The sequence below is a fragment of the Elusimicrobiota bacterium genome (assembly GCA_016182905.1).
Classification (GTDB): Bacteria; Elusimicrobiota; Elusimicrobia; order UBA1565; family UBA9628; genus GWA2-66-18.
This window is the reverse complement of record JACPFR010000048.1, coordinates 1-24,365: the sequence shown is the minus strand read 5'-3', so window position 1 is coordinate 24,365 and position 24,365 is coordinate 1. Positions and strand designations below refer to the sequence as shown.

General features: G+C 70.7%; 17 protein-coding genes. 13 read left to right on the top strand and 4 right to left on the bottom strand.

The genetic code is table 11. The annotated features are described in order from the left end of the window. Positions 1 to 42 precede the first annotated feature (42 nt). From HYV14_14605 to HYV14_14595, 3 genes are all read right to left on the bottom strand, one after another. Positions 43 to 1,734 carry a cytochrome c3 family protein gene (locus tag HYV14_14605; GenBank protein ID MBI2387220.1) on the bottom strand — a complete coding sequence of 564 codons (1,692 nt, stop codon included), beginning with the start codon at positions 1,732 to 1,734 and terminating at the stop codon, positions 43 to 45. A gap of 1 nt (position 1,735) precedes the next feature. After that, a complete protein-coding gene (locus HYV14_14600) occupies positions 1,736 to 3,757 on the bottom strand; it encodes a hypothetical protein (GenBank protein ID MBI2387219.1) in 2,022 nt (673 codons plus the stop codon). A gap of 133 nt (positions 3,758 to 3,890) precedes the next feature. Then, positions 3,891 to 4,301 (bottom strand): hypothetical protein, encoded by a 411-nt coding sequence (locus tag HYV14_14595; protein MBI2387218.1) that lies wholly within the window; start codon positions 4,299 to 4,301, stop codon positions 3,891 to 3,893. Between the two features lie 106 nt (positions 4,302 to 4,407). On the opposite strand from HYV14_14595, the gene HYV14_14590 reads away from it, so the two are divergent. The 3 genes from HYV14_14590 to ccsA are packed head-to-tail and all read left to right on the top strand — an operon-like array spanning position 4,408 to position 7,785. Next, entirely contained in the window at positions 4,408 to 4,758 is a 351-nt protein-coding gene (locus tag HYV14_14590) for a hypothetical protein (GenBank protein ID MBI2387217.1), read from the top strand. Between the two features lie 40 nt (positions 4,759 to 4,798). Then, positions 4,799 to 5,950 (top strand): cytochrome c biogenesis protein ResB, encoded by a 1,152-nt coding sequence (locus HYV14_14585; GenBank protein MBI2387216.1) that lies wholly within the window; start codon positions 4,799 to 4,801, stop codon positions 5,948 to 5,950. After that, complete coding sequence (ccsA, locus tag HYV14_14580; GenBank protein MBI2387215.1) at positions 5,947 to 7,785, top strand: cytochrome c biogenesis protein CcsA; 1,839 nt, start codon at positions 5,947 to 5,949, stop codon at positions 7,783 to 7,785. The genes HYV14_14585 and ccsA overlap by 4 nt, the downstream gene beginning before the upstream one ends. Before the next feature lies 1 nt (position 7,786). Here the strand turns inward: ccsA and HYV14_14575 are convergent, their stop codons facing one another. Next, positions 7,787 to 12,025 carry an ABC transporter ATP-binding protein gene (locus HYV14_14575; GenBank protein MBI2387214.1) on the bottom strand — a complete coding sequence of 1,413 codons (4,239 nt, stop codon included), beginning with the start codon at positions 12,023 to 12,025 and terminating at the stop codon, positions 7,787 to 7,789. 165 nt (positions 12,026 to 12,190) lie between these two features. Here HYV14_14575 and HYV14_14570 point away from each other — a divergent pair, with 165 nt between their 5' ends. The 10 genes from HYV14_14570 to HYV14_14525 form a co-directional block, all read left to right on the top strand. Next, positions 12,191 to 12,943, top strand: coding sequence for a YebC/PmpR family DNA-binding transcriptional regulator (locus tag HYV14_14570; protein MBI2387213.1), 753 nt, complete (start codon positions 12,191 to 12,193; stop codon positions 12,941 to 12,943). 22 nt (positions 12,944 to 12,965) lie between these two features. Continuing rightward, positions 12,966 to 13,493, top strand: a complete 528-nt coding sequence (ruvC, locus tag HYV14_14565; protein ID MBI2387212.1) for a crossover junction endodeoxyribonuclease RuvC — start codon at positions 12,966 to 12,968, stop codon at positions 13,491 to 13,493. After that, on the top strand, positions 13,490 to 14,113 hold the full coding sequence (locus tag HYV14_14560) for a Holliday junction branch migration protein RuvA (GenBank protein MBI2387211.1): 624 nt from the start codon (positions 13,490 to 13,492) through the stop codon (positions 14,111 to 14,113). Before ruvC ends, HYV14_14560 begins: the two co-directional genes overlap by 4 nt. 1 nt (position 14,114) lies before the next feature. Then, entirely contained in the window at positions 14,115 to 15,137 is a 1,023-nt protein-coding gene (gene ruvB, locus HYV14_14555) for a Holliday junction branch migration DNA helicase RuvB (GenBank protein ID MBI2387210.1), read from the top strand. Further along, positions 15,134 to 16,249 (top strand): SpoIID/LytB domain-containing protein, encoded by a 1,116-nt coding sequence (locus HYV14_14550; GenBank protein ID MBI2387209.1) that lies wholly within the window; start codon positions 15,134 to 15,136, stop codon positions 16,247 to 16,249. The genes ruvB and HYV14_14550 overlap by 4 nt, the downstream gene beginning before the upstream one ends. A 2-nt stretch (positions 16,250 to 16,251) precedes the next feature. Further along, the gene (gene queA, locus HYV14_14545; GenBank protein MBI2387208.1) at positions 16,252 to 17,271 is read left to right on the top strand and encodes a tRNA preQ1(34) S-adenosylmethionine ribosyltransferase-isomerase QueA; all 1,020 of its coding nucleotides are present in this window, start codon (positions 16,252 to 16,254) and stop codon (positions 17,269 to 17,271) included. A 5-nt stretch (positions 17,272 to 17,276) separates the two neighbouring features. Beyond that, complete coding sequence (locus HYV14_14540) at positions 17,277 to 19,196, top strand: TonB-dependent receptor (GenBank protein MBI2387207.1); 1,920 nt, start codon at positions 17,277 to 17,279, stop codon at positions 19,194 to 19,196. Then, entirely contained in the window at positions 19,193 to 21,097 is a 1,905-nt protein-coding gene (locus HYV14_14535) for a TonB-dependent receptor (protein MBI2387206.1), read from the top strand. Before HYV14_14540 ends, HYV14_14535 begins: the two co-directional genes overlap by 4 nt. Then, positions 21,094 to 21,951: a hypothetical protein gene (locus tag HYV14_14530; GenBank protein MBI2387205.1), complete on the top strand. Its 858-nt coding sequence runs from the start codon at positions 21,094 to 21,096 to the stop codon at positions 21,949 to 21,951. The genes HYV14_14535 and HYV14_14530 overlap by 4 nt, the downstream gene beginning before the upstream one ends. Next, the coding region (locus HYV14_14525) for a response regulator (GenBank protein MBI2387204.1) at positions 21,948 to 24,365 on the top strand (2,418 nt) is incomplete at its 3' end. The genes HYV14_14530 and HYV14_14525, both read left to right, overlap by 4 nt.

Sequence of the window (24,365 nt, the reverse complement as noted above, 5' to 3'; positions counted from 1 at the left end):
GGCAACTGTCTCGGTGTCTTTGTGGTTAATCCTTTCCCGGAATCACGGCCCAGGATGGCAGCCGGCGCAGACCTGCTCGATCCCCTTCTTGAGCGGAGCCTTGCGGTGGGCGCCGAGCTCGTGGCACTTGGCGCAGCCCATCATGTCCGCGTGCATCGAGTGCGGCATGACCTTGCCCTTGTGCTGGACCGTCTCCGCCGGGACCTTCACGCCCGCCTTCTGGTGGCAGAGCACGGCGCAGTAGGAGCCCGAGATCAGCGGCTGGTCGGAGAGGTCCGCGACCTTCCCCCCGGCCTGGGCGGCGGCCGCGTCGAGGTCCGCGTCGACGCGCCGCAGCGCGACCGACGCGAGGTAGACGTTGTGCTCGGCTCGCTTCTTGCCGATGAAGCCGAGGACCTTCTGCGCCTGGGCGAGCGTCGCCTTCGGCTTCGCCCTGCCGGCCTCGGGCATCGCGTCGATGGCCTTGGCCGTCTCCGCGGCCTTCGCGGCGAGCGCGGCCTCGGTCTTGAGCACCTCGGTGCGCACCGAGCCCCACATGCCCTCGAACTTGGGGCCGTGGCAGCGCACGCAGGCCTGGTCGCCCGCGACGAAGTTCACCTCGGCCCGGCCGTCGGCGCTCTTTGCTCCCGTTTCTTTCTGATAATGGCAGCCGGAGCAGTCGACCCGCGCCAGGAACATCGGGCTCGGGATCTCGGGCAGGCCGAGGGCCTTGACCCGTCCGGAGTAGAAGTCGATCTCGCCCGCGTGCTTGTCCTTGTGGCACAGGCCGCACTCGAAGGTCGGAGTCGGCTGGTGGTTCGAGATGGCCTGCGGCACGCGCATGGCCGCGGCCTGGACGGCCTGGCCGGGGACGGCCTCGCCTTTGATCGACGGAAGGCGCCCGCCGGTGTCGGCGAAGCCGTGGCGGATCTCCTGGTGGCAGTGGATGCAGGCGATGTTCTTTCCCGTGACGTGCGACTCGTGGAGCATCGGGATGTCTTCGTACATCTTGAGCGTCTCGGGAGTGTTGTGGCAGGTCACGCAGCGGTCCCGGGGCGCGGCTCCCTCGCCGCGGACGACGTCGCGGTGGCAGCTCTGGCAGGCGACGCCGCGGTTGACGAACTCGGCGTGGCGGTAGGTGGCCCCGCCGACGTTGAACTCCTTCTTGGGCACCTGGTGACAGCCGGTGCAGCCGCCGATGGGCTTGAGGTCGCGGCCCGTGCCCTGGCCCTTGAAGTGGCACAGGTAGCAGGCGTCGTAGGTGACCTCGATGTGGCTGCCGACCATGACCTGCGAATGGCAGGACACGCAGCGCAGCTGGCGGCCGCGGCGCTTCTCGGTCAGGTGGGGACGGTGGTCGAAATTGATCCCGGTCTTGGCGACGACGCGGCCCTCGAGCAGGCGCGTCGAGTGGCAGCCGGAGCGCAGGCAGGAGGCGTCCTCGACCTCGGCGAAAGGCTTGGAGGAGTAGGTGCGGGTGACGTACTTGGCGACCTGGGACATCGCCTGGAACTTCTTCCAGAGCAAGGTCTGTTTGTCGGCCGGCGGGTAATGGCATTCGACGCAGGCGACCTTGTTGTGCTTGGAGTCCTTCCACGCCTTATAGTACGGGGCCATGATGTGGCAGGAGTTGCAGAAGGTCGGGCTTTCGGAGTACTTCACCGAGCCGACGGTGGCGGCGAGGAAGATCACGACGAGACCGGCCGCCAGCATGGGAACGGTGACGGTCCAGCGTCCGATCTTGAAAGATTTCATGTTATCTATGCCCCTTTTCGTCGTGATGTCCGTCTTCGTCTTCTTCATGCAGGTACGTCTCTCCCGTCAGCCAGGCCCAGTTCAGCGGATACACGTCGGGATCGAGCAGGACCCAGTAGCCGTGCCAGATCAGGATCGCGAGGCAGGCGAGGACCGCCTCTAGGTAGTGCACCACGCGCGAGACCTCGATGACCCACAGCGGGAGATAGGCCATCGCCAGGTTGTGCAGGAGGAGCAGGCCTCCCGTCGCGGTCATGACGAAGGAGCCCCAGACCAGCGCGAAGTACTCGAACTTCTCGATGTAGGAGAACTGCGCGAGGACGGGCTTCTTGCTCGTGAGGCCCGCGTTGTAGGCCAGGACCTTGACCGGGTCGAACAGGTCTCGCGCCGCGGGCAGCATCGCCGCCAGGCGCTTGCGCCCGGGCGCGGTGGCGAGGTAGGCCAGGTGCCGGCCGCCGATGACGAGGAACAGCGCCGCCGCGGAGCGGTGCGCGTAGCGGCGCGCCGTCTCGCCGCCGACCATCGTCAACGGCCGGGCCCACCAGGCGTCGGGGAAGTGGAGCGCCAAGCCGCTGTAGGCCAGCAGGAGGAAGGAGACCGCGTTGAGCGCGTGCTGCCAGCGCTCGTTGACCGACAGCGGGACCTCGTCCTCCCGGCGGCGGCGGGCGCGCGGCAGGCGCATCTTGCGCCACAGGTCGAGGAGGTTGTGGAAGACCATCCCGATCACGGTCAGCGGGATGGTGATCCGGTAGAGCAGCGCGGCCCAGCCGGCCAGCGCGCTGCCGCCGCCGCCGTCGGAGAGGGCCTGATGGATCTTCACTCCGCCCGCCCAGCGGGCGCCGGCGCCGGGGTGGCACTGGCCGCACGTCCGCGTGAGGTTGCTCGGGTTGGTCCGCGAGGCCGCGACGGTCGAGGGCTGGACGTCGTGCCAGCCGTGGCAGGAGGCGCAGTCGGCGACCTTGACGTCGCCGGACTTGCCCGCCATGCCGTGGAACGAGGAGAGGAAGGTGTCGACGCGATCGCCGGCCACGCCGCGGCCGATGACCTGGGCCGACCGGTGGCACTGGACGCACGCCTCGGAGCGCGCGCCGCGGGACACGCGGCTGCCCTCCTCGCCCGGCCCGCGGATGTCGTGCTCGCCGTGGCACTCGACGCAGGTCGGCGCGGCGCGCACGCCCCGGGCCGAGGCCTGGCCGTGGACGCTCGCGGCGAACTTCCGGGACTCGACGCCGTGGCACTGCCCGCACGTCTTCACGATCCGCCCCGCCGCGATGCGCGAGCTGGGATCGCTCGGCGGACGGATGTCGTGCGAGCCGTGGCAGCTGGCGCAGGTCGCGGCGTGCCCCCCCTCACGGCCGGCCTCGGCGTGGGTCGAGTTCATGTACGCCTTGTACATGTCGTTGGCGCTCAGGCCGTGGCGGCGGGCCAGCTCGGGATCGCTGTGGCACTTCGCGCAGGTCTCGGGCAGATGGAGCGGGGAGACGCTCGACAGCGGGTCGGCGACCTTGCGGATGACGTGGCCGCCGCCGTGGCAGGAGAGGCAGATCGCCGCGTCGGGGTCGCCGTGGCCGTTCGCCTTCCCGTGGACGCTCCCTTTGTATTCGCGCACCTGCTTCACGTGGCATTGCGCGCACAGGGAGAGGCCGAGCTTGGACGGGCTCCGCGCGGCGTGGCTGCCGTGGCACGCGGTGCAGGCGTTGGCTGTCCCATTCTTGCGCGCCGCGAAGACCGCGGCGTGGACGCCGGACGAGATCGCCTTCTTCGCGCCGGCGTGGCAGTTCGAGCAGTCGACCTTGGCGACCTTCCCGGGGTGCGGATACTCCTTGATGTCGGCGTGGCAGCCGACACAGGCCGAGCGCGCGTGGCGCGACGAGGCGAACGCCTTGGCGTCCACGACGGGGGCGCCGGAATCCGCGCTCCCGTGGCAGGCGAGGCAGCTCTCGGCGTCGGGAGGCGCCTCGGCCGCTCCCGCGGGGCCGGCGACATACAGGGCGCACGCGAGAACGGCTGTCAGGCGCGTCACAAATCCCGGATGTCTCGGCAGCATGGCGTACATCGGCTAAGCAACGAACATGCCAACCCTTCGCGCCCCGAAAAAAGAGCGGGCGCCGGATCGCTCCGGCGCCCGCGTCGCGGATGATGGGCCTACGGCCTGGTTATTTCTTGTCCTTCTTGTGGCACTTCATGCAGCTGCCCTTGGCCGCGAAGACGACCTTGTCGCCGTGCTTGAACTTGCCGTCGTGACATTTGCCGCAGGTCTTGCCCTCGTACATGTCCTTCATCTTCAGCTCGTCGGACTTCTTCTGGGCGAACAGCGGCTCCTTGCCGCCGTGGCAGGCGTCGCAGCTGCCGAGCATGTCGGCGTGCGCCTTGTGCTGGAACTTCACCGCGCCCATCTTGGCCTTGTCGTAGTTGATGAACTCCGGCGCTTCCTTGGCGTCGTCCTTCGCCTCGACCTTGGCTTCGGCCGCCGGCGCCTTCTTGTCTTCGGCCTTCGCCGTGCCCGCATAAGCGAACGCCGCGGCCAACGCGCCGCAGATCATGAACAACGACCAGAATTTCCGCATGTCCAGTATCCCCCTTTATATTCAACGACGATCTTAGCCCCCGCAACAAAAATGCCGAATCCGGCTATCCTATCCCTCCGGCATGATCGTTGCAATAGCTCCGGCCATGATCCTCGCCTTCGCGTCCCTGTTCTGCCTGATCCTCGCGGCTCATTTCCTGCGCACGGGCGCCATGCCCGGGGTCCTGGTCTGTCTGGCGCTTCCGGTCGTCGCGGCGCTCACCCGCGCCCGGTGGGCCCTGCGCAGCCTCCAGGCGGTCCTGGTATTAGGGAGCGTGAGCTGGGTCGTGACCGCGCTCCGCCTCGGGGTCCAGCGCCGCGCCGCCGGGGAGCCCTGGCTCCGGATGGCCCTCATCCTCGGCACGGTGGCGGCGCTGTCGGCCCTGGCCGCCGCCCTCCTGTCCCGGCGCTCGGTCCTCGACCGATTCCCCTCCGCGTCCCCTCCCCCGGCCGTCTGAGGATCGAGGTTTGGCCGTTCTGTTGCTGAGACGATTGGTCATGCGAAGACAAGACCTGACCTCCCGCCTCGCCTCCCTCTTCAGCTCGATGGAGCTCACCGTTTTCTGCCTCATCGTCCTCATGATCCTGACCGTGGCGTGCACCCTCGCCCAGGTCAACCTCGGCGTCCACATGGCCGTGGAGCAGTACGTCCGGTCCTTCTTCGTGTGGTGGCGCCCCGAGTTCCTGCCGTTCGCCGTCCCCGTGTTCCCGGGCGGCGGGCTGGCCGGCGGCCTTCTCCTCTTGAACCTCGGTATGGTCCAGTTCCGCCGCCTCGAGTTCTCCTGGCGGAAGGCGGGCCTCTGGATCATCCACTTCGGCATGGCGCTCCTCTTCCTCGGCGAGTTCGCCGCCGCGTTCCTCCAGGTCGAGAGCCACCTCACCATCGAGGAAGGCCAGACCATGAACTACAGCCAGGACGCCCGCCGCATGGAGCTCGCCGTCGTCGACGCGACCGACGGGGACGCCGACGACGTGCGCTCCATCCCGACGTCCATGATCAAGGAGCGCGCGGAGATAACCGACGCGTCCCTGCCGTTCGCCCTGCGCGTCCAGGCCTACTACGAGAACGCCGAGCTGAGCATGCGCGGTCCGGGCGACCCCGCTTCGCCGGCCACCGCCGGCGTCGGAACCGGAGTCCTCGCGCGGCCCGCGCCGCGCCCTCTCGGAGAGGAGCAGGACATGCCCGCCGCGCTCATCGAGCCCGTCGCGCGGGACGGCCGCAGCTACGGCGTCTTCCTGCTCTCCCCGAACCTCGGCGCGCCCCAGGAGTTCGTCCATGAAGGGCGGCGCTGGCGGATGTCCCTGCGCCCGAAGCGCTACTACATGCCGTTCTCGCTGACGCTCAAGGACTTCAAGCACGACGTGTATCCCGGCACCCGGATCCCGAAGAACTTCTCGAGCCTGGTGCGCCTGCTCGATCCGCGCTCCCGGGACGACCGCGACGTCCTCATCTACATGAACTCCCCGCTCCGGCACGGCGGCCTGACCTTCTATCAGGCGAGCTTCGGGAAGAACGACACCCTCTCCGTGCTCCAGGTCGTGCGCAACCCCTCCTGGACCTTGCCCTACATCTCGTGCGCGCTCGTGGCCGTCGGCCTCCTCTGGCACTTCGGCATGATGCTGCGCCGGACCCTCGGAGGACTGTCATGAGCGCCCGGAACCTCTTCGCCGCCGTCTTCGTCTCGGGGCTCGTCCTCGCCGCCTGGCCCGCGGTCAAGCCCGCCCCCCGCTCCGGCTTCGACGTCGAGGGCTTCGGCCGCCTGCCGTCCCTGGAGGGCGGACGCGTCAAGCCGATCGACAGCTTCGCGCGCAGCACCTTGCTCATGATCCGCAGCAAGCAGACCGTGCGCGTCGACGGGAAGGCGCTCTCCGCGACGCGCTGGCTGCTCGACTCCGCCTTCAAGCCCGAGACCTCCGACACCTACGCCGCCTTCGTCGTGGACGATCCCGAGGTCCTGGGCCTGCTCGGCCTCGCGCAGGGCAAGGGCCGCTATTACGCCTACTGGCAGCTGGAGCCGAAGCGCGAGGAGATCAGCCGCCAGGCGCAGGCCGCGGACGCGGTCCCCTCGGGCGCGCGCTCCCGCTTCCAGAACGCCGTGCTCGCCCTCGACCAGAGGATGAGCGGCTACGAGCGCATCAAGAACACCTTCATGCCGTCCGGCCGCGGCGACCCCGCCGCCGAGCTGGCGTCCTTCCAGGCGCTGATGAAGGAGGCGATGGCCGCGCTGAAGTCGGGCAAGCCCTCGAAGAAGACCGCCGAGATGATGGGCCGTCTCGACGGGAGCATGCGGGGCTATCAGTTCCTGGCCGAGGCCGCGGCGTTCAAGTCCGCGCCGCCGAAGCCCGGCGAGCCGGAGGAGGCGTGGGCCAGCTTCGGCGAGGCCGTGCTCAGCCCCGGCGGAGCCCTCGACCTTCACCCCAGCGCTGCGCTGTTCGCGCGCATGGCCGGCGCCTACCGCGCAGGCGACGCCGCCGCCTTCAACGCGGCCGTGGCCGAGCAGTCCGCCTGGGCCGAGGCCAACGCGCCCAAGGCCGCGCGCCAGGCCCGGGCCGAGGCGCTGTTCAACCGAGCCCAGCCCTTCGTCTCGGGCATGACCTTGTACGTCGCAGCGCTCCTCCTGGTCTTCGCGTCGTGGGCGACCCGGCGCGAGGACGTCGCGGCCGCGGCCCGGGCCGCCGCCTGGGCGGCCTTCACCGTGCACACGCTCGGCCTCCTCTCCCGCACCGTCCTACAGGGGCGCCCGCCGGTGACCAACCTCTACTCGTCGGCCGTCTTCGTCGGCTGGGGCGCCGCCTTCCTCGGCCTGTTCGGCGAGAGGGTCCACCGCCGGGGCTTCGCCGCGGCGGGCGCGGCGACCGCGGGCTTCGCGACCTTGCTCGTCGCCCACCACCTCGGCTCCTCGGGCGACACGATGGACGTGATGCGCGCGGTCCTCGACTCGAACTTCTGGCTCGCCACCCACGTGATCACGGTGACCATCGGCTACAGCGGGACTTACCTGGCGGGCCTGCTCGCGATCGCCTGGATCGTGCGGCGCCACGCCCTGCGCAAGCCCGATCCCGCCGACGACAAGGCGCTCGTCTCCCTGACCTACGGCGTGCTGGCCTTCAGCCTGTTCTTCAGCTTCCTCGGCACCGTGCTCGGCGGCATCTGGGCCGACCAGAGCTGGGGCCGCTTCTGGGGCTGGGACCCGAAGGAGAACGGCGCGCTGCTCATCGTGCTGTGGAACGCGCTGATCCTCCACATGCGCTGGGCCGGCTTCGTGCGCGAGCGCGGGATCATGCTGATGTCCGTGTTCGGCAACGTGATCACGAGCGTGTCCTGGTTCGGCGTGAACATGCTCGGCATCGGCCTGCACTCCTACGGCTTCATGGACTCCGCGTTCTGGTGGCTGCTCGCCTTCAGCGTCAGCCAGCTGGCGATCATCGCGGTCGGGGCGCTGCCGCCCCGCTTCTGGAGCCACGCCCGCCAGGCGGACGCCTAGCTCAGCGCGACGCGGATTGGGACTGCCAGAGGCGGGCGTACACGCCGCCCTTGGCGAGGAGCTCGGCGTGCGAGCCGACCTCGACGATCTTCCCGGCCGCGAGGACCACGATGCGGTCCGCGCCGGAGATGGTGGTCAGGTTGTGGGCGACGACGAGCGTCGTCGGCTTCGAGCCCGAGGCGCCGGACGCGAGATGGTCGAGCGTCTCCTGGATCTCGCGCTCGGTCTTCTTGTCGAGGGCCGAGGTCGCCTCGTCGAGGAGCAGGACGCGGGGCTTCTTGAGCAAGGCGCGCACGATGGCCACGCGCTGGCGCTGGCCGCCGGAGAGCGTCGCCCCTCCCTCGCCGACGCGCGTGTCGAGGCCGGCCGGGAACGCCGCCGCGTCGTCGACGAAGCCGGCCTTGGCCGCGGCGACCGCGGCCGCGAGCTCGGCGTCGGTCGCGTTCGGGCTGCCGTAGGTCAGGTTGTAGCGTAAAGAGTCGTCGAAGAGACGCGTCTCCTGAGGGACCTTGGCGATGGCCTCCGACAGCGGGCCTTCGCCGGCCTTGGAGACGTCGGCGCCGTCGATGGTGATGCGGCCGCTCTGCGGGGTCCACAGGTTCTGGAGCAGCTTGAGCAAGGTGCTCTTGCCCGAGCCCGACTCGCCGACGAAGGCCACGGTCTCGCCGGGCTTGATCGTCAGGCTGAGGCCCTCGATCCCGCCCTGGCCGTCGGCCGCGTAGCGGAAGGAGACGCCCTCGAAGGAGATCGCGCCGCCGCCGGCGGGCAGCGGCGTCCCGGCGTCCGCCGAGGGCTTCTCCGCCAGCCACTCGCGCACCACTCCGGTCTCGCCGCGCGCGGTCTTGTACTCGAGCCAGCGCGAGGACAGGCCGTCGAAGGCGGACTTGATCGCGGCCGCGTAGAAGGTCATCACGACGATCGCGCCGATGGACAGGCCCATCGACGCGGCGACGGCCCACGCGCCGACGATGTAGATCAGCTGCTTGGTGAAGAAGTCGGTGAGCGCGCTCGAGAGCATGTGGGCGGTGCCGCCGACGCGGGCGTCCTCCTCCCCGATCTCGACGAGGGCCTGGGCCTTCGCGCGGTACTTCTCGTTCTCCTTGGCCTCGCCGGCGAAGGTCTTCACCGTCTGGATCAGCTCGAGCGGCTCCTGGCCCTGGCGGCCGAGGTCGGCGCGGCGCAGGCTGAAGGTCGCGTACAGCGCCTCGCGTTTCTGGCCGAACCAGCCGTTGATGACGCCCAGTATGGGAAGCATCACGAAGACGACGGCGCCGGCGACGGGATTCGCGGCGAGCAGGAGGCCGGTGGCCAGCGCGAGCGAGACGATGTTCGCGGCGACGGGCACGCGGGAGTCCAGGTTCTTCTTGAGCAGGGCGTCGGCGTCCTCGCTCAGGCGGCTGGCCAGGCCCGCCGAGTCGTTCTTCAGATGGAAGTCCATGCCCTTGCCGTGCAGGCGGCCCATCAAGGTCTTGCGCACCGAGGCGAGCGCCCGGGCTCTCAGGACGCCCTGCTTCACGGCGTACAGGTACTGCACGCCGATCGCGAGCACGAGCGCCCCGACGGAGAGCGCGGCGAGCGGCCACAGCCCCGCGCCGATGCCGCCCGCGCCGACGACGGAGGCGGCGCCGTCGAGGAAGCGCCCGAGGTAATGAGAGCCGCCGATCCAAAGGGAATATTCGGTCAGGAGGAGCGCGGCGAGCCCGGCCAGCGCCTTGCGCGGCAGGAACGGACGGACCTCGGCGTCGCCGCGGACGTACTCGCCGATCTCGGCCATGCCGGCGCGTATCTTGGTGAAAATGGACCTCTTCGGCGCGGCTTCGGACTCGCTCGCGGTCGCGGCCGCACCCGGACCGGCGTTCTCGTTCGCGGCGGCCGGGGGGTCGGTTTCGGCCACGGCCGAGTCCACCGACCCATAGCCGCCCTCTTTCCAGAGGCGGGCGTAGCGGCCGCCGAGCGCGATCAGCTCGTCGTGCGAGCCGCTCTCGACGATGTTCCCCTTCTCGAGGACGTGGATCGCGTCGGCGCGGCGGATCGTGCTCAGGCGGTGGGCGATGACGATGGTCGTGGGCTTGCGGCCTCCCTCGCCGGAGGTCATCGAGTCGAGGGCCTGCTGCACCTCGCGCTCAGTCTTGTTGTCGAGCGCGGAGGTGGCCTCGTCGAGGATCAGGATGGACGGGTCGCGCAGGATGGCGCGGACGATGGCCACGCGCTGGCGCTCGCCGCCGGACAGGCGCCCGCCGCCCTCGGCCACGGGCGTGTCGAGCCCCTGCGGGAAGCGCGCCGCGTCGAGGGCGAAGGTCGCCCCGGCCTTGCGGATCGCGGCCTCCAGGCGCTCCGGCGTCGCGTCCTCGGCGCCGTAGAGCATGTTCTCGCGCAAGGTCCCGTTGAACAGGCGCGTCTCTTGAGGAACGACGGCGAAGCGCGACAGCAGGCTCTTGCGGGTCACGCCCTTGATGTCCCGGCCGTCGACGGAGATGGTCCCCTCGTTCGCGTCCCACATCCGGAGCAGGAGGCGCGTGATGGTGCTCTTTCCCGAGCCGGTCTCGCCGACGAAAGCTACGCTTTCGCCTGCCTTTATGTCGAAATCGACGTTCTTGAGCACCGCCTCGGCCTGGCGCGAGGGATAGGCGAAGCGGACGCCGCGGAAGGAGACCGCGCCGGTCCCGCGCGGCAGGTCGACGGCGTCGGCGGCGTCCGTGATCGCCGGCCGGCGCATCAGCAGCTCGCGCACCGACTCGGACGCCTTCGCGTTGCGCTTGTAGCGCAGGTACAGGCTGGTGAGCCCCGTGAACGCGTACTTGGCGAAGCCCGCGAACAGCGCGAGCTGGGCGATCTGGCCGAAGGTCAGGCCCCACGCCGCGGCGAGCGCCACGCCGCCGAGGATGTAGATCAGGTGCTTGGTGAAGAACTCGGTGAGGCCGCCGGTGATCAGGCCGTACTTGGCGGTCAGGCGGGCCTCCTGGATCCCCAGCTCGGCGGCGCCGTCGGCCATCTTGCCGTAGCGCGCCAGCTCCTGCTCCCGGGCGCCGAAGGTCTTGACCGTCTCGGCCTGCTGGATGCTCTCCTGGGACTGCTTGAGCATGTCGGCCTTCTGCTCGAGGGCCTTCTTGCCGACCTCTCCGATCTTGTCGCCGAAGCGGCTCGACAGCCAGCCGAGCGCGGGGATCACCGCGAAGGCGGCGAGGCTCAGCGCGGGGCTCGTGTACAGCATCATGCCCACGCCGAAGGTGAAGTGCAGGGCGTAGTGGAGCAGGGACAGCCGCGTGTCGACGTTCTTGTTGGAGAGGTAGTTCGGGTCGTTGAGCAGGCGCCCGGCGAGCTTGCCCGAGCCCTGCGCCAGGTGGAAGTCCATCTCCTGCTCGAGCAGGCTGCGCTGCAGCGCGGCGCGGTACTCGCGCGTCGAGCGCAGTCCGGCGAGGCGGGACTGCACGGCGTGGCCGCGCTCGACCCAGGCGTAGGCCAGCGAGGACAGGATCAAGGCGCCGGAGAGGACCGCGAGCGGGACCATGTGGGCGGCGAGGCCGGTCTTGGCCGCGATCGCGGCGGTGTCGAGCAGGGGACCGATGATGAAGGCCATCCCGATCGAGAGCACCGCGTCGAAGACCAGCAGGAGCTGCGCCTTGCGCATCGAGGGCTTCGCGTCGCCGAGCAGCGGCTCGAGCTCGCGGTCGCCCGTCGCCATGCCTCTGGCGTCCGCGCCGAAGCCCTTGAGCGCGGTCCCGGACCTCTTGAGCAGGGAGCGCACGCGGCCGGGCTTGGCCTCGACGGGCTCGAGCGCGGCGGCGACGTCCTGGCCGTCGAAGCTCTTGCGGGCCTCGGCGGAGGACTGCTCGGAGCTCTTCTTCTCCCCGCCCTCCGAGGCGGCGGGAAGCTGCATCGCGCGCAGCGCCGCGTAAGAGCTTTTCGGGGCCGCGATGACGGGCCGCGCGGCGGCGACCGGCTTGGCCGCGGAGAGCGGGGCGACGGCCGCCGGCTTCGCCGCGGCCGCGACCGGCGTCGGCGCGATCGGCGCGGCGGAAGGCGCCGGCAGGGGCGTCAGGCCGGAGAGAGAGGGCGCGAGGGACGGAGCGTTCGTGAAGGCCGGCGCGCCGAGCCCGGTCTGCGGCAGCACGGGCACGCCGGCCGTCCCGGCCGGGGTCCCGACCGTCACGCGCGCGGTCTGCGCCCAGACCGGACCGCCCGAGAGGGCGGCCATGGCCAGGGCCAGCAACGACGCGATCGCGCGGCTCGGCTTGCTCATCCCCTGATTATGGGGTTATTGCCGTATTCCCACAGGGGGCCGGGGACCCCTTATTTGTTGGGCCCGAGGACCTAGAGGAATTAAACGGATCTCGGACTATCCTCGAGGATAGCCTGTCGTCGAGTTTTTGGTATCATTTAGTCAGGTTTCCAGGGAGGAATCACCATGGGCGGGCATTCACACTGGGCGAACATCAAGCACAAGAAGGGCGCGGCCGACGCCAAGCGCGGCAAGGCCTGGACGAAGCTGTCCCGAGAGTTGTCGATCGCGGCGAAGCTCGGAGGCGGCGACCCTACCGCCAACCCCCGCCTGCGCAAGACGATCGAGGACGCCCGCGCGGTGCAGATGCCCAACGACACGATCAAGCGCGCCATCATGCGCGGCACCGGCGAGCTCGAGGGCGCGGCCTTCGAGGAGCTGACCTACGAGGGCTACGCCCCCGGCGGCGTGGCCCTGCTCATCGAGTGCACCTCCGACAGCCGCAACCGCACTCGCACCGACCTGCACACCATCATCGCCAAGAACGGCGGCGCCCTCGCCGCGCCGAACGCGGTCGCCTGGATGTTCAAGTCCAAGGGCCTGATCACGGTCAAGCAGGAAGGCGCGCTCACCGAGGACGGCGTGATGGGCCTGGCTCTCGACCTGGGCGCGGAGGACTTCAAGGTGGACGGCGACATCTTCGAGATCTACACCGCCCCCAACGACCTCGTCAAGGTCAAGGACGGCCTCGTCGCGCAGAAGATCACGCCCGTCTCCGCCGAGGTCACGATGATCCCCGACAACCTCGTCGCCGTCGACGAGAAGCACGCGCCGCAGGTGCTCAAGCTCATCGAGCTGCTCGAGGCGCTCGACGACGTCAAGAACGTCTACGCCAACTTCGACATCTCCGACGCCGTGATGGAGAAGATGGCGGCTTGAGGGCGTTTATGAAAGAAGGTCGATGCCTTCGAGGTGCTCGTTGATCCTGGGCATCGACCCCGGGCTGCACGAGACGGGCTGGGCCGTCCTGGACGGCGCGCCCTCCTCCCCCCGCCTCGTCGCCTCGGGCGTGATCAGGACCTTGCCCGGCGACGCCCTGCCTCTGCGGCTCAAGGCGATCCATGCGGAGCTCGCGGTCGTGCTCAAGGGACATGCGATCGAGTCGTGCGCGATCGAGGAGATGTTCTTCACCACCATCGCCCACACCGTCCGCGCGACCTTGCAGGCCCGCGGCGTCGCCCTGCTGGCGCTGGCGCAGGCGGGGCACGGCGTGACGGAGTACAACCCGAAGACCGTGAAGCTGTCCCTGACCGGCTCGGGGCGCGCGGAGAAGGCGCAGATGCAGGCCGTCGTGCAGAAGGCCCTGGGCCTCGCCGACAAGCTGCGCCCCAACGACGTGGCCGACGCGGCGGCGATCGCGCTGTGCCACCTGCGCGCCGGACGCGGCAAGGGCCTGCGCGTGCTCGACTCGTGGGGCGCGAAGCGATGATCGCCTCCCTGCGCGGGACGGTGCTGACCAAGGACCTCGAGTCCGTCGTGCTCGAGGTCGGCGGCGTCGGCCACGAGATCAACGTCACCTCGGCGACTGCGTCGCGGCTCCCCGCTCCCGGCGGCGAGGCCCTGCTCTTCATCGTCTCCTCGTACGCGATGTACGGCGGCGGCGAGACCCTGTACGGCTTCCTCTCCGCGCCGGAGAAGGCGATGTTCTGCGCGTTCCGCGACGAGATCCCCGGCACCGGCGCCAAGAAGGCGCTCGAATACCTGGACAAGGCCTCGAAGTCCCTGCCCGACTTCCGCCGCGCCGTGCTGGACCGCGACGAGAAGCTGTTGTGCGCCGTGTTCGGCTTCACGAAGAAGACCGCGACGAAGATCGTCGACGCCCTCAAGGGCAAGATCGACGAGGTCCGCGTCGCCGGGGCGCCGCATCTGAGCCCCTCCGGCGCCTCGATGCCGTCCACCGGCTCCTGGAGCCAGGCGCTCAACGCGCTCGAGGCGCTGGGCTACAAGTTCGCCGACGCGCGCGTCGCGCTGCAGGCGCTGGCCGAGGAGCACGGGGGCAAGGACGTGCCCACCGAGCAGCTCGTGCGCCAGGCGCTGAAGAGGCTCTGACATGGCAAAACCCGACGAGCTCCTGAATCCCGCCGTCCTGCCCGCCGAGGAGACGGCCGACCGCGCCCTGCGTCCCAAAACGCTCGAGGAGTTCATCGGCCAGGACTCGCTGAAGGAGAACCTCAAGATCTTCATCAAGGCCGCCAAGCAGCGCGGCGAGCCGCTCGACCACTGCCTGTTCTACGCGCCCCCCGGACTCGGGAAGACCACGCTCGCCAACATCCTCGCCCGCGAGATGGGCGTCAACCTGCGCACCGCGTCGGGCCCGATCCTCGTGCGCGTGGGCGACCTGGCGGCGCTGCTCACCGACATCTCCGAGGGCGACGTCTTCTTCATCGACGAGATCCACCGGCTCAACGCGGTCGTCGAGGAGGCCCTGTATCCGGTGATGGAGGACTACACCTTCTTCATCTCGACGGGAAAAGGTCCCGCGTCCTCGACCTTGAAATTGGCCGTGCCTCGGTTCACCCTCGTGGGCGCCACCACGCGCTCCGGCCTGTTGACGGGCCCCCTTCGTGACCGCTTCGGCATCGTGGCGCAACTCGGGTTTTATGGGCCGGCCGAGCTTCGCAAAATCGTGCTTCGTTCCTCTCGACTCCTCAATATAAAAACGGACGAGGTGGGAGCGGATGAGATCGCTCGCAGGTGCCGCGGAACGCCCCGGATCGCCAACAGATTATTGAGACGCGTGCGCGACTTCGCGCAGGTGGACGGCGGCGGCAAGATCGACGGCGAGGTCGCGCGCCACGCCCTGTCGAAGCTCGAGGTGGACGCCGAGGGGCTGGACCCGATGGACCGGCGCCTGCTGCGCGCCGTCATCGAGAAGTTCGACGGCGGCCCCGTGGGCGTCGAGAACCTGGCCATCGCGGTCAGCGAGGAGCTCGACACCGTCACCGACGTCGTCGAGCCGTTCCTCATCCAGGCGGGCTTCCTTGCCCGCACGCCGCGCGGCCGCACCGCCACGCCGAAGGCGTACGCGCACCTGGGCCTCAAGGCTCCGCGCCGGGCGCTCGACCTTCTGTGATCGCGGCGACGGCGCTCGCCTTGGCGGCCGCGATGTCCGCCTCCGCCGGGACCGTCCAGGTCGCCATCGTGCGCCAGGCGGGCTCGGCCAAGATCATGCCCGAGGGAAAGATCATGGTCGCCCAACCCGGGACCAAGAGCAAGCCTCTCGAATGGAAGGGCGAGCTGACCTTGCGGCCGCGCGAGGGCGGCCTGCGCCTGGCCGACCTCCGCTTGAAGTCGGAGACCCGCCTCGTCCCGTCCGAAGGCGCGCGCATCCGGGTCGGGCCGCACCTCTATCGCGGCGCCCTGATCCTCCGCCTCGATCCCGGGCAGACGGTGACCGTCGTCGAGGAGGCCTCCGTCGAGGAGTATCTCGAGGGCGTCCTGCCCCACGAGATGGACCCGGACTGGCCGCTCGAGGCGCTGAAGGCGCAGGCCGTCGTCGCCCGGACCTTCACCTACGCGAACCTGGGCAAGTTCCGCAAGGACGGCTTCGACCTGACCGCCGACACGCGCTCCCAGGTGTACAAGGGCATGACCTTGGTCAACGAGAACGTGCGCGCGGCCGTGCGCCAGACGCGCGGCGAGGTCCTGGGCTGGAACGGGAGGCTCCTGCGCGTGTACTACCACGCCTGCTGCGGGGGTGCGACCACCGACGCGGGCGCCGCGTGGGGCGGCTCGGAGGAGATTCCCCGCCCGCTGCGCGGCGTGCGCGACCCGTGGTGCGCGCCGTCGCCGCACATGAAGTGGATCGCCTACTTCGCCTGGGCGGACCTGACGGCGGCGATCTCGGAGCGGCAGATGCTCAACAGCCCGCTGAAGAGCCTGCGCATCGGCGCGCGCGACGCGGCGGGCTACGTGCGCACCTTCCTCGTCCGCAGCGGCGGGGAGAGCGTCGTGGTGAAGGCCTCGGAGCTGCGCGGGTCGCTCGGCGCGGGCGAGATGAAGAGCGTGCGCATCAAGAGCGTGAACCTGCTCAAGAAAGGCGTCGAGTTCGTCGGCGGCGGCTCGGGCCACGGCGTGGGCCTGTGCCAGTGGGGCGCGCGCCTGCAGGCCGAGAAAGGGCGCAGCTACGGCCGGATCCTGACCTTCTACTTCCCCGGCTCCGCCTTGTCGGAGGTGGACGAGTGAGCCTGCCGCTCTCCGATTTCGACTACGAGTATCCCGAATCGCAGATCGCCTCGTCGGCGGCCGAGCCGCGCGACTCGGCCCGCCTCATGGTCCTCGACCGGGGCGCCGGGACGATCGAGCACGCGGTCTTCCGCGACCTCCCCCGCTTCCTGAAGCCCGGCGACTGCCTCGTCGTCAACCGCACGAAGGTCATGCCCTGCCGCCTGTACGGGAAGAAATCGACCGGGGGCAAGGCCGACCTTCTGCTGGTGCGCGAGCTGGCTCCCGATACCTGGGCCGCGCTCGCCTCGGGCTTCAAGGCCGGCCAGTCCCTGGAGTTCCCGGGCGGGATGACCGCGACGGTCGAGGGCCTGACCGGGGAGGGCGAGTACAGGCTCAAGTTCGCCGCCGCCGACCTTCGGCCGTACCTCGCCGAGCACGGCCTTCCCCCCCTTCCGCCCTACATCGCCAAGAAGCGCGTGCCCTCCCGCGCCGACGCCGCGCGCTATCAGACGGTGTACGCGCGCGACGACGGCTCGATCGCGGCGCCGACCGCGGGGATGCATTTCACGCCCGAGCTGATGAAGAAGCTCGAAAGCTCGGGCGTGAACTTCGCCTTCGTGACCTTGCACGTCGGCCGCGGCACCTTCCGGCCGATCACGAGCGAGGACGCCTCCGCGCACGTGATGCTGGGCGAGCGCTACGAGGTCGAGCCCGGCGAGGCCCGGATCATCGCGGAGGCCCGGGCCAAGGGCGGACGCGTCGTCTCCGTCGGCACGACGACGACGCGCACCTTGGAGACGCTCGCCGCGCGTCCCGAGGGCTTCGGCCCCGGCTCCGGCGAGAGCGCGCTGTACATCACGCCCGGCTTCCGCTTCCGCGGCATCGACGCGCTGATCACGAACTTCCATCTCCCGCGCTCTACGCCGCTGCTGCTGGCCAGCGCCTTCGCGGGCCGCGAGCGGCTGCTCGCGGCGTACCGCGAGGCCGTCGCCCTCGGCTACCGTCTCTATTCCTTTGGCGACGCGACTATTGTAATATAAGTAATATGATACGATCGACCCTCTTCGGCGGGCTGCTGCTGGCGGCGTTCTCGGCCGTTCCGGCGCGCGCGGACGACGCCTTCGAGTTCTTCCGGGAGGAGGCGAAGGTCTATACCGCGTCCCGCCGCCCGGAGTCGGCCTGGCGCACGCCCGTGGCGGTCGACGTCGTCACCGCCGAGGAGATCAAGGCGTACGGCTACCGGGACCTGTGGGACATCCTCCGCTTCCGGGCGGGCATGGACGTCATCGACGGCCGCTCCGCGGACGGCAACCGCGCGATCGTCTCCGCCCGCGGCTTCTCCCGCGACCTCGTCTCCGAGATGCAGGTGCTCGTCGACGGGCGCTCCGTCTATTCCTCCTTCCTCGGGGGCGTCTATTGGGCGAGCCTTCCCGTCCAGATGCAGGACATCGAGCGCGTGGAGGTCGTGCGGGGCCCCAACGCCGCCCTCTACGGCTCCAACGCCGCCCTCGGCGTCATCAACATCATCACCCGCAAGCCGGGCAAGAAGCCCGCGGGGAGCCTGTCGCTGCGCGGAGGCAACCGCGTGCTCTCGAGCGCCGAGGCCGCGGAGGCCGGCGGACCGTCGGGCGGGCTGCGCGTCAGCCACACCTTCGAGGAGGCTCCGGGAGCCCCGGCCCCGAACGGCGTCGGCGAGGCCAACGACTTCTTCCACTCGAACAAGCTCAACGTGCGCGCCCGCCTCGATCCCGACGAGGCGACGTCGCTCGAGTTCATGGGCGGAGGCTCCTGGCAGACTTTGGGCGTGCCGGGGTTCTCCGTCGACACGCGCTCGGCCCACCGGCACGACTTCCAGCTGCTGCGCGCCGAGAGGGACCTGGGCTCGGCGGGGGCGCTCGAGGCGGCCGTCTCCCGCTCCGAGTTCCGCCTCAACTCGGACCGCTTCATCCTCCGTCCGGTGGATCTTCGCGTCTATCAGTACGACGCGGAAATCCTCCACCGGTCGGCCTGGGCCGACGAGAAGGTCCACTCCGCCGTGGGCGCCGGCTGGCGCCTGGCGGGACTGTACTCCGATCAGCTCTTCACCGGGCATCCCTCCGAGAAGAACCGGGTCGTGCGCGGGTTCACGCATCACTCGGCGGCGCTCACCGACGAGGTCACCGTGGTCGCCGGCGTGTCGCTCGAGAACTCCCGGGTGGGCGGCTTCCAGCCCGCCTGGCAGGGCGCGGCGCTCTACTCCCCGCGGGAGGAGCACGTTTTCCGCGTGTCGTACGCGCGCGCCCCGACGATGCCGCCGCTGTTCAACAAGTACGGCGATTTCAGCCTGTCGCCGGCCACGAGCTTCCTCGGCAATCCGGACCTCGCGCCGCAGCAGATGACGTCCTGGGAGACGGGCTGGACCTGCCGGGCCATGGACGGCAGGCTGAAGTCGGGAGTCGCCCTCTACTTCATGCAGCTCGAGGACCGCAATTTCAATTTCTTCCAGAGTCTGGGCCCCCCGCGCGTCATCACCTACGACAACAGCAACCGCGCCTCGGCCCACGGCGTCGAGTTGTCCGAGGAGTACGCCTTCGCCGCCGGCCGCGCGCTCTTCGCCAACTACACGTTCGAGCGGATCCAGGACGACAAGGGTCCCACCGACACCTTCGCCACGGACCTGCGTCGAGGGACTCCGGCGCATAAGGCTAACGTCGGGGCCCGGACCTTGCTGGGGCGGGGCTTGAGCGCCTCCGCCTTGCTCGGCTACAAGGACGCCTACGAGGCGAACTCCTCGACCCGCGGCACCCGCAGGCAGGTCGCGCGCTCGTTCCGCCTCGACGCGCGCCTGGCCTGGACGCCGCGGCCCGACTGGGAGGTCTTCCTCGCCGGCCAGAACCTCCTTCAGCCGTACCGGGTCGAGCACGCCGACGGCACCGCCGCGCCTCGCCTCTTCGAGGGCGGCGTGACCAAGAGGTTCGGCCTTTGAGGGCGATGCTCCTCCTGGCGTTCGCGGCCGTCCCGGCTCGCGCCCAGGACGACGTCTTCGAGTTCTTCCAGGAGGAGGCGACGGTCAGCGTCGCCTCGCGCCGCCCGGAGTCCGCGTGGCGCGCGCCCGCGGCCGTCGACGTCGTCACCTCGGAGGAGATCAAGGCGTACGGCTACTCGAGCCTCCCCGACCTGCTTCGCTTCCGCGCGGGCATGGACGTCGTCTGCGCCCGCTCCGCCGACGGCAACCGGGCGATCGTCTCCGCGCGCGGGTTCTCCCGGGATTTCGTCTCGGAGATGCAGGTGCTCGTCGACGGGCGTTCCGCGTACTCTCCCTTCCTCGGAGGCGTCTACTGGGCGAGCCTGCCCGTCCAGATGCAGGACATCGAGCGCGTCGAGATCGTGCGCGGCCCCAACGCGGCGCTGTACGGCTCGAACTCCGCGCTGGGCGTCGTCAACGTCGTCACCCGCAAGCCCCGGAGCGCGCCGGCCGGGAGCCTCTCGGCCCGCGCCGGCGACCGCATGCGCGCGACGGCCGAGTCGGCGGAGGCGGGCGGGCGTCTGGGCGGCCTGCGCGTCAGCCACACCTTCCAGCAGATCCAGGGCAATCCGGGCCCGTCCGGCGTCGGCGAGGCCAACGACTATCTCCACTCCAACAAGCTGAACGTCCGCGGCGTCCTCACGCCGGACGCGCGGACGGACCTCGAGGTACTGGCCGGCGGCTCCTGGCAGTCGCAGGGCATCCCGGGGGTGGTCCCCGTCCAGCGGGCGACGCGAGCCGAGGATTTCGAGATGCTCCGGGCCGCGAGGAAGCTGGACTCGGCCGGCGCGCTCGAGGCCGTCGTCTCCCGCGCGGGGATGGACGTGGCCGCCGATCCCCTGTTCGCCGGCACGGTCGCGTTGAGGACGTACCAATACGACGCCGAGCTCCTGCACCGCTCCGCGTGGGCCGAGGAGCGCGTGAACTCCGTCGTCGGCGCCGGCCGGCGCCTGACGGGCGCCTACTCGGACCAGACCTTCGCCGGCCATCCCGCCCAGCAGAACGAGATCGCGCGCTGGTTCACGCACCATTCGGCGAAGGTCGCCGACGAGCTGACGGCCGTCGCCGGCGTCTCGCTCGAGGACTCCCAGGTGGCCGGCCTGCAGCCCTCCTGGCAGGCGGCGGCGCTGTACTCGCCGCACGAGGACCACGGCCTGCGGCTCTCGTACGCGAACGCGCACACGATGCCGGCGCTGTTCAACAAGCATGCCGACTACCGGCTGTCGGCGCCCATACGTCTCGTGGGAAACGCCGAGCTCGGCCCCCAGCACCTGTCCTCCTGGGAGGCCGGCTGGCGCGCCCGGGCGCTCGACGGGGCCCTGAGCTCCGAGCTCGTCGTCTACCGCATGGAGATCCGCGACCGGAACTTCCCCTTCGTCCTGACGCCGGGCGCGCCGAGCGTCGTCAGCTACGACAACCGCAACCGCGCCTCGGCCTGGGGCGTCGAGCTCTCCGAGGAATTCACGGTCTCCGCGGGCCGAGCGGTCTTCGCCAACTACACCTACGAGAAGATCCAGGACGACAAGGGGCCGACCGACGTGTTCCGCACCGACCTGCGCACCGGGACGCCGGCGCACAAGGTCAACGTCGGCGGGCGGGCGCTGCTGGGGCGGGGCTTCGGCGTCTCCGCGCTGCTCGGCTACAAGGACGCCTACGACGCGAACTCGTCGACGCGCGGCACCCGCCTCGCGATCAAGCGATCCTTCCGGCTCGACGCGCGCGCGTCGTGGACGCCGCATCCGGACTGGGAGCTCTTCCTCGCCGGGCTGGACCTCCTCCAGCCTTACCGCGTCGAATGGGCCGACGGCACGGTCCTGCCGCGCCGCGTCGAGGGCGGCGTGACGAAGAGGTTCGGCCTGTGAGGGCTCCTCTTCCCCTTCTCGCGCTCCTGCTTGCGGCCCCGGCGGGGGCCGCGCCCGCCGGCGGGAGCTCCGCGGCGCCCGTCGCGGTCCTGTCCTCCGATTCCGCGCACTACCGCCAGGCCCTCGAGGGGTTCGCCGAGGCGTGGGGCTCGACGGTGACCGTCGTCTCCGCGGACGAGCGGCCGTCGGCCCAGGCGTCGGCGTTCGTGGCCATCGGCAGCAAGGCCGCGGCGCGCCGCTGGCCGCGGGACGCCGTGGTGGTCGCCTGCCTCGCGCCCTCCGTCGGGGCCGGCCGAGGCGGCGCGCTGAGCAGCGTGTCGCTGCTCCCCGAGCCCGCCGTCCTCGTCTCGCGCCTTCGCGCGCTCGCGCCGAAGCTCCGCGTCCTGCGGGTCTTCTGGTCCTCGGAAGCGTCCCGCGACGACGTGGAGGCCCTCGCGGCGGCCGGCGAGGGGCAAGGCCTCGTCGTCCTCTCGGAACGCATCGACCCCCCCTCGCTCCTGCCCGAGCGCCTGCGCGGGCTCGACGGCCCGACGGACGGCCTGTGGCTCATGCCCGACCCGGCGCTCGTCAACGAGCAGAGCTTCGCGACCGTGCGGGAGTACGCCGCGGCCCGGAAGATACCCTTCTTCGGCCCGACGGAGGGGTTGGCCGAGCGCGGCGCGTCCGCCACGGTCGCGGTGACCTTCCACGAGATGGGCCGCGCCGCGGCCCGGGCCCTGCGCGCCCGCCTGGAAGGCCGTTCCGAATCCGAGACCGTGCACGCCGGGCGCGTGACCGTGACGGTCAACGCGGCGGCCGCCCGCGCGGCGGGCCTCGGGCCCAGATTCGAGTCGGCGGACAAAGTACTTCCGTGAGGCTGCAGCAGCAGGTCCTGGCGGTGGGCCTCCCCGCGGCGATCGCCGCCGGCGCCCTTCTCGCGTCCTTCTCCCGGAGCGCGACGGAATCGATCATGATCGGCGAGGCCGCGCAGCGGGTTCTTCCCCAGGCCCTCGACGCCGCGGCGCGTCTCTCGGCGGCGGCCTCCTCCGGGCGCGAGGCGCAGCTGCTCCCCCGCGTGCAGGCGATCCAGGGCTTCACCGGCGCGGCCTACGCCGCCGTCGTCTCCCCCGACGGGCGGGTCCTGGCTCACACGAACGTCCTCGAGCAGGGCCGCCGCCGCGTCGACCCCGCGTCGCGGCGGGCCCTGGACTCGTCCGCGCCGCTCGTCGAGGAGATCTTCGAGGCGGGCGGCCGCCGCCTGCTGCTCGGCCTGCCGATCTGGCGTCCCGAGGAGGAATTCCTCCTCTCGGCGAAGGACCGGACCCGGGCGGGGACCTTGCTGCTGTCCCTGCCGCTCGACGTGACGCTCGAGTCGGCGCGCCGCGTCGGGAGGCAGGTCGTCGGGCTCGTCCTCGTCTTCTGCGCGGCGGCCCTCGCGGTGACCTTGGGCCTGCTCCGGATGATCCTGCGGCGCCTGCGGGCCGTGGCCGACGCCACGGTGAAGGTCGCCGCGGGCGATTACGGCGCGTCGGTGCCGGCCGGCTCCTCCGACGAGTTGGGCGACCTGGCCGGCGCCTTCAACCGCATGAGCGCCGCGCTCTCCCGGACGGTCGTCTCCCGGAACCGGCTCGAGGAGACCCTCTCGGTCGCGCGCGCCACCCTCGAGGCGAGCGCCGACGGCATCCTGGTGGTGGCCGCGGACATGCGGATCGTGACCTTCAACCGGCGCTTCGTCGAGATGTGGGGACTGCGCGAGGAGGACGTGGCCGACCGGGACAACCGGCGCCTCGTGCTCCTCGTCACGCCGCAGGTGTCCGACCCGGAAGGGTTCCTGAAGCGGAGCACGCATGACTACGACGACTTCGAGGTCGGCGAGCAGCGGGACGTCGTGCGGCTCAAGGACGGCCGCGTCTTCGAGCGGATCTCGCGCCCTTACCGTCTCGAGAAGACCGCCGTCGGGCGCACCCTGACCTTCCGCGACCTCACGCCGTTCATGGAGGCGGAGCGCATGAAGGGGCAGTTCATGGCCAACGTGAGCCATGAGCTGCGCACCCCGCTCAACGCCGTGGTGGGCGCGGCGGGGCTCCTGCGCGGCACCCGCCTCGACGACGACCAGCGGGAGAGCGTCGAGACCCTTTCCCGCGCGGCTCAGAGCCTCCTCGACCTCATCGACGACGTGCTCGATTTCTCCAAGATCGAGGCGGACCGCATGACGATGGAGCGCGTGGTCCTGCGGCCCGCGGACGTGCTCTCCGACGCGGCGGCGCTGGTGGCTCCCGGCGCCGCCGAGAAGGGCCTGCGCCTGACGGTGGACGCGGGAGAGGCCTCGGCCCTGCGCGCTTACGGCGATCCCGGGCGCCTGCGCCAGGTCCTGCTGAACATGCTCTCGAACGCCGTGAAGTTCACGGAATCCGGCGAGATCGCGGCGGCGCTGAGGGTGCGGGAGCTCGGAGAGCCGTTCGTCGAGCTCGAGTTCTCCGTGCGCGACACGGGCATCGGCATCACGCGCGAGCAGGGAGCGCGCCTGTTCGAGCCCTTCGCCCAGGCCGACGGCTCCACGACGCGCCGCTACGGCGGCACCGGCCTCGGCCTGGCCATCAGCAAGAGCCTCGCGGCGCTGATGGGCGGGGAGTTCGGCTACGAGAGCGTGCCCGAACGCGGCTCGCGCTTCTGGCTCAAGGTCCCCCTGGAGCGGGCCGAAGCCGCGGCGGGCCACGGCGGGGACGGCGCCCTGCCGCCGCCTCCTCCTCCCTCGCGCCCTCGCGATCACCTGAGGGTCCTCATCGTCGAGGACAACGCGATCAATCGCAGGCTCCTCGTCCGCCAGCTCGCCCGCCTCGGCTGCTCCTCCGAAGCCGCGGCGAACGGCGCGGAGGCGCTCGAGGCGCTGAACTCCGGCGAATACGGGCTGGTCTTCATGGACTGCCAGATGCCCGGCATGGACGGGCTCGAGGCGGCCGCCGAGGTGCGGCGCCGCGAGGCCGGCCGCCGTCGCGTGCCGATCGTGGCCTTCACGGCGAACGCCACCGACGCCGACCGCCGCCGCTGCCTGGAGGCCGGCATGGACGATTTCATCGGGAAGCCGGCGACGCTCGAGGCATTGTCCGCGGCGATCGAGCGCTGGGACCTCCCGGTCGACGAGCGAGTCCTCGGGAACTTCGTGGAGCTCGCGGGGGCCGGCGGCGACGCGCGAGGCCTGTTCGAGGATTTCTCGACCGACGCGGCGGCCAACCTCGCCGCCGCGCGCGCGGCGGCCGGCCGGGGCGACCCGGCGTCCGCGGCGCGCGCG

Excerpts from the sequence above, each read along its gene's own strand:
- HYV14_14590 (MBI2387217.1), top strand. The coding sequence starts at position 4,408 with ATGATCCTCGCCTTCGCGTCCCTGTTCTGCCTGATCCTCGCGGCTCAT.
- HYV14_14595 (MBI2387218.1), bottom strand. The coding sequence starts at position 4,301 with ATGCGGAAATTCTGGTCGTTGTTCATGATCTGCGGCGCGTTGGCCGCG.
- HYV14_14560 (MBI2387211.1), top strand. The coding sequence starts at position 13,490 with ATGATCGCCTCCCTGCGCGGGACGGTGCTGACCAAGGACCTCGAGTCC.
- ruvC (MBI2387212.1), top strand. The coding sequence starts at position 12,966 with ATGCCTTCGAGGTGCTCGTTGATCCTGGGCATCGACCCCGGGCTGCAC.
- HYV14_14585 (MBI2387216.1), top strand. The coding sequence starts at position 4,799 with ATGCGAAGACAAGACCTGACCTCCCGCCTCGCCTCCCTCTTCAGCTCG.
- ccsA (MBI2387215.1), top strand. The coding sequence starts at position 5,947 with ATGAGCGCCCGGAACCTCTTCGCCGCCGTCTTCGTCTCGGGGCTCGTC.
- HYV14_14570 (MBI2387213.1), top strand. The coding sequence starts at position 12,191 with ATGGGCGGGCATTCACACTGGGCGAACATCAAGCACAAGAAGGGCGCG.
- ruvB (MBI2387210.1), top strand. The coding sequence starts at position 14,115 with ATGGCAAAACCCGACGAGCTCCTGAATCCCGCCGTCCTGCCCGCCGAG.
- HYV14_14605 (MBI2387220.1), bottom strand. The coding sequence starts at position 1,734 with ATGAAATCTTTCAAGATCGGACGCTGGACCGTCACCGTTCCCATGCTG.
- HYV14_14575 (MBI2387214.1), bottom strand. The coding sequence starts at position 12,025 with ATGAGCAAGCCGAGCCGCGCGATCGCGTCGTTGCTGGCCCTGGCCATG.
- HYV14_14540 (MBI2387207.1), top strand. The coding sequence starts at position 17,277 with ATGATACGATCGACCCTCTTCGGCGGGCTGCTGCTGGCGGCGTTCTCG.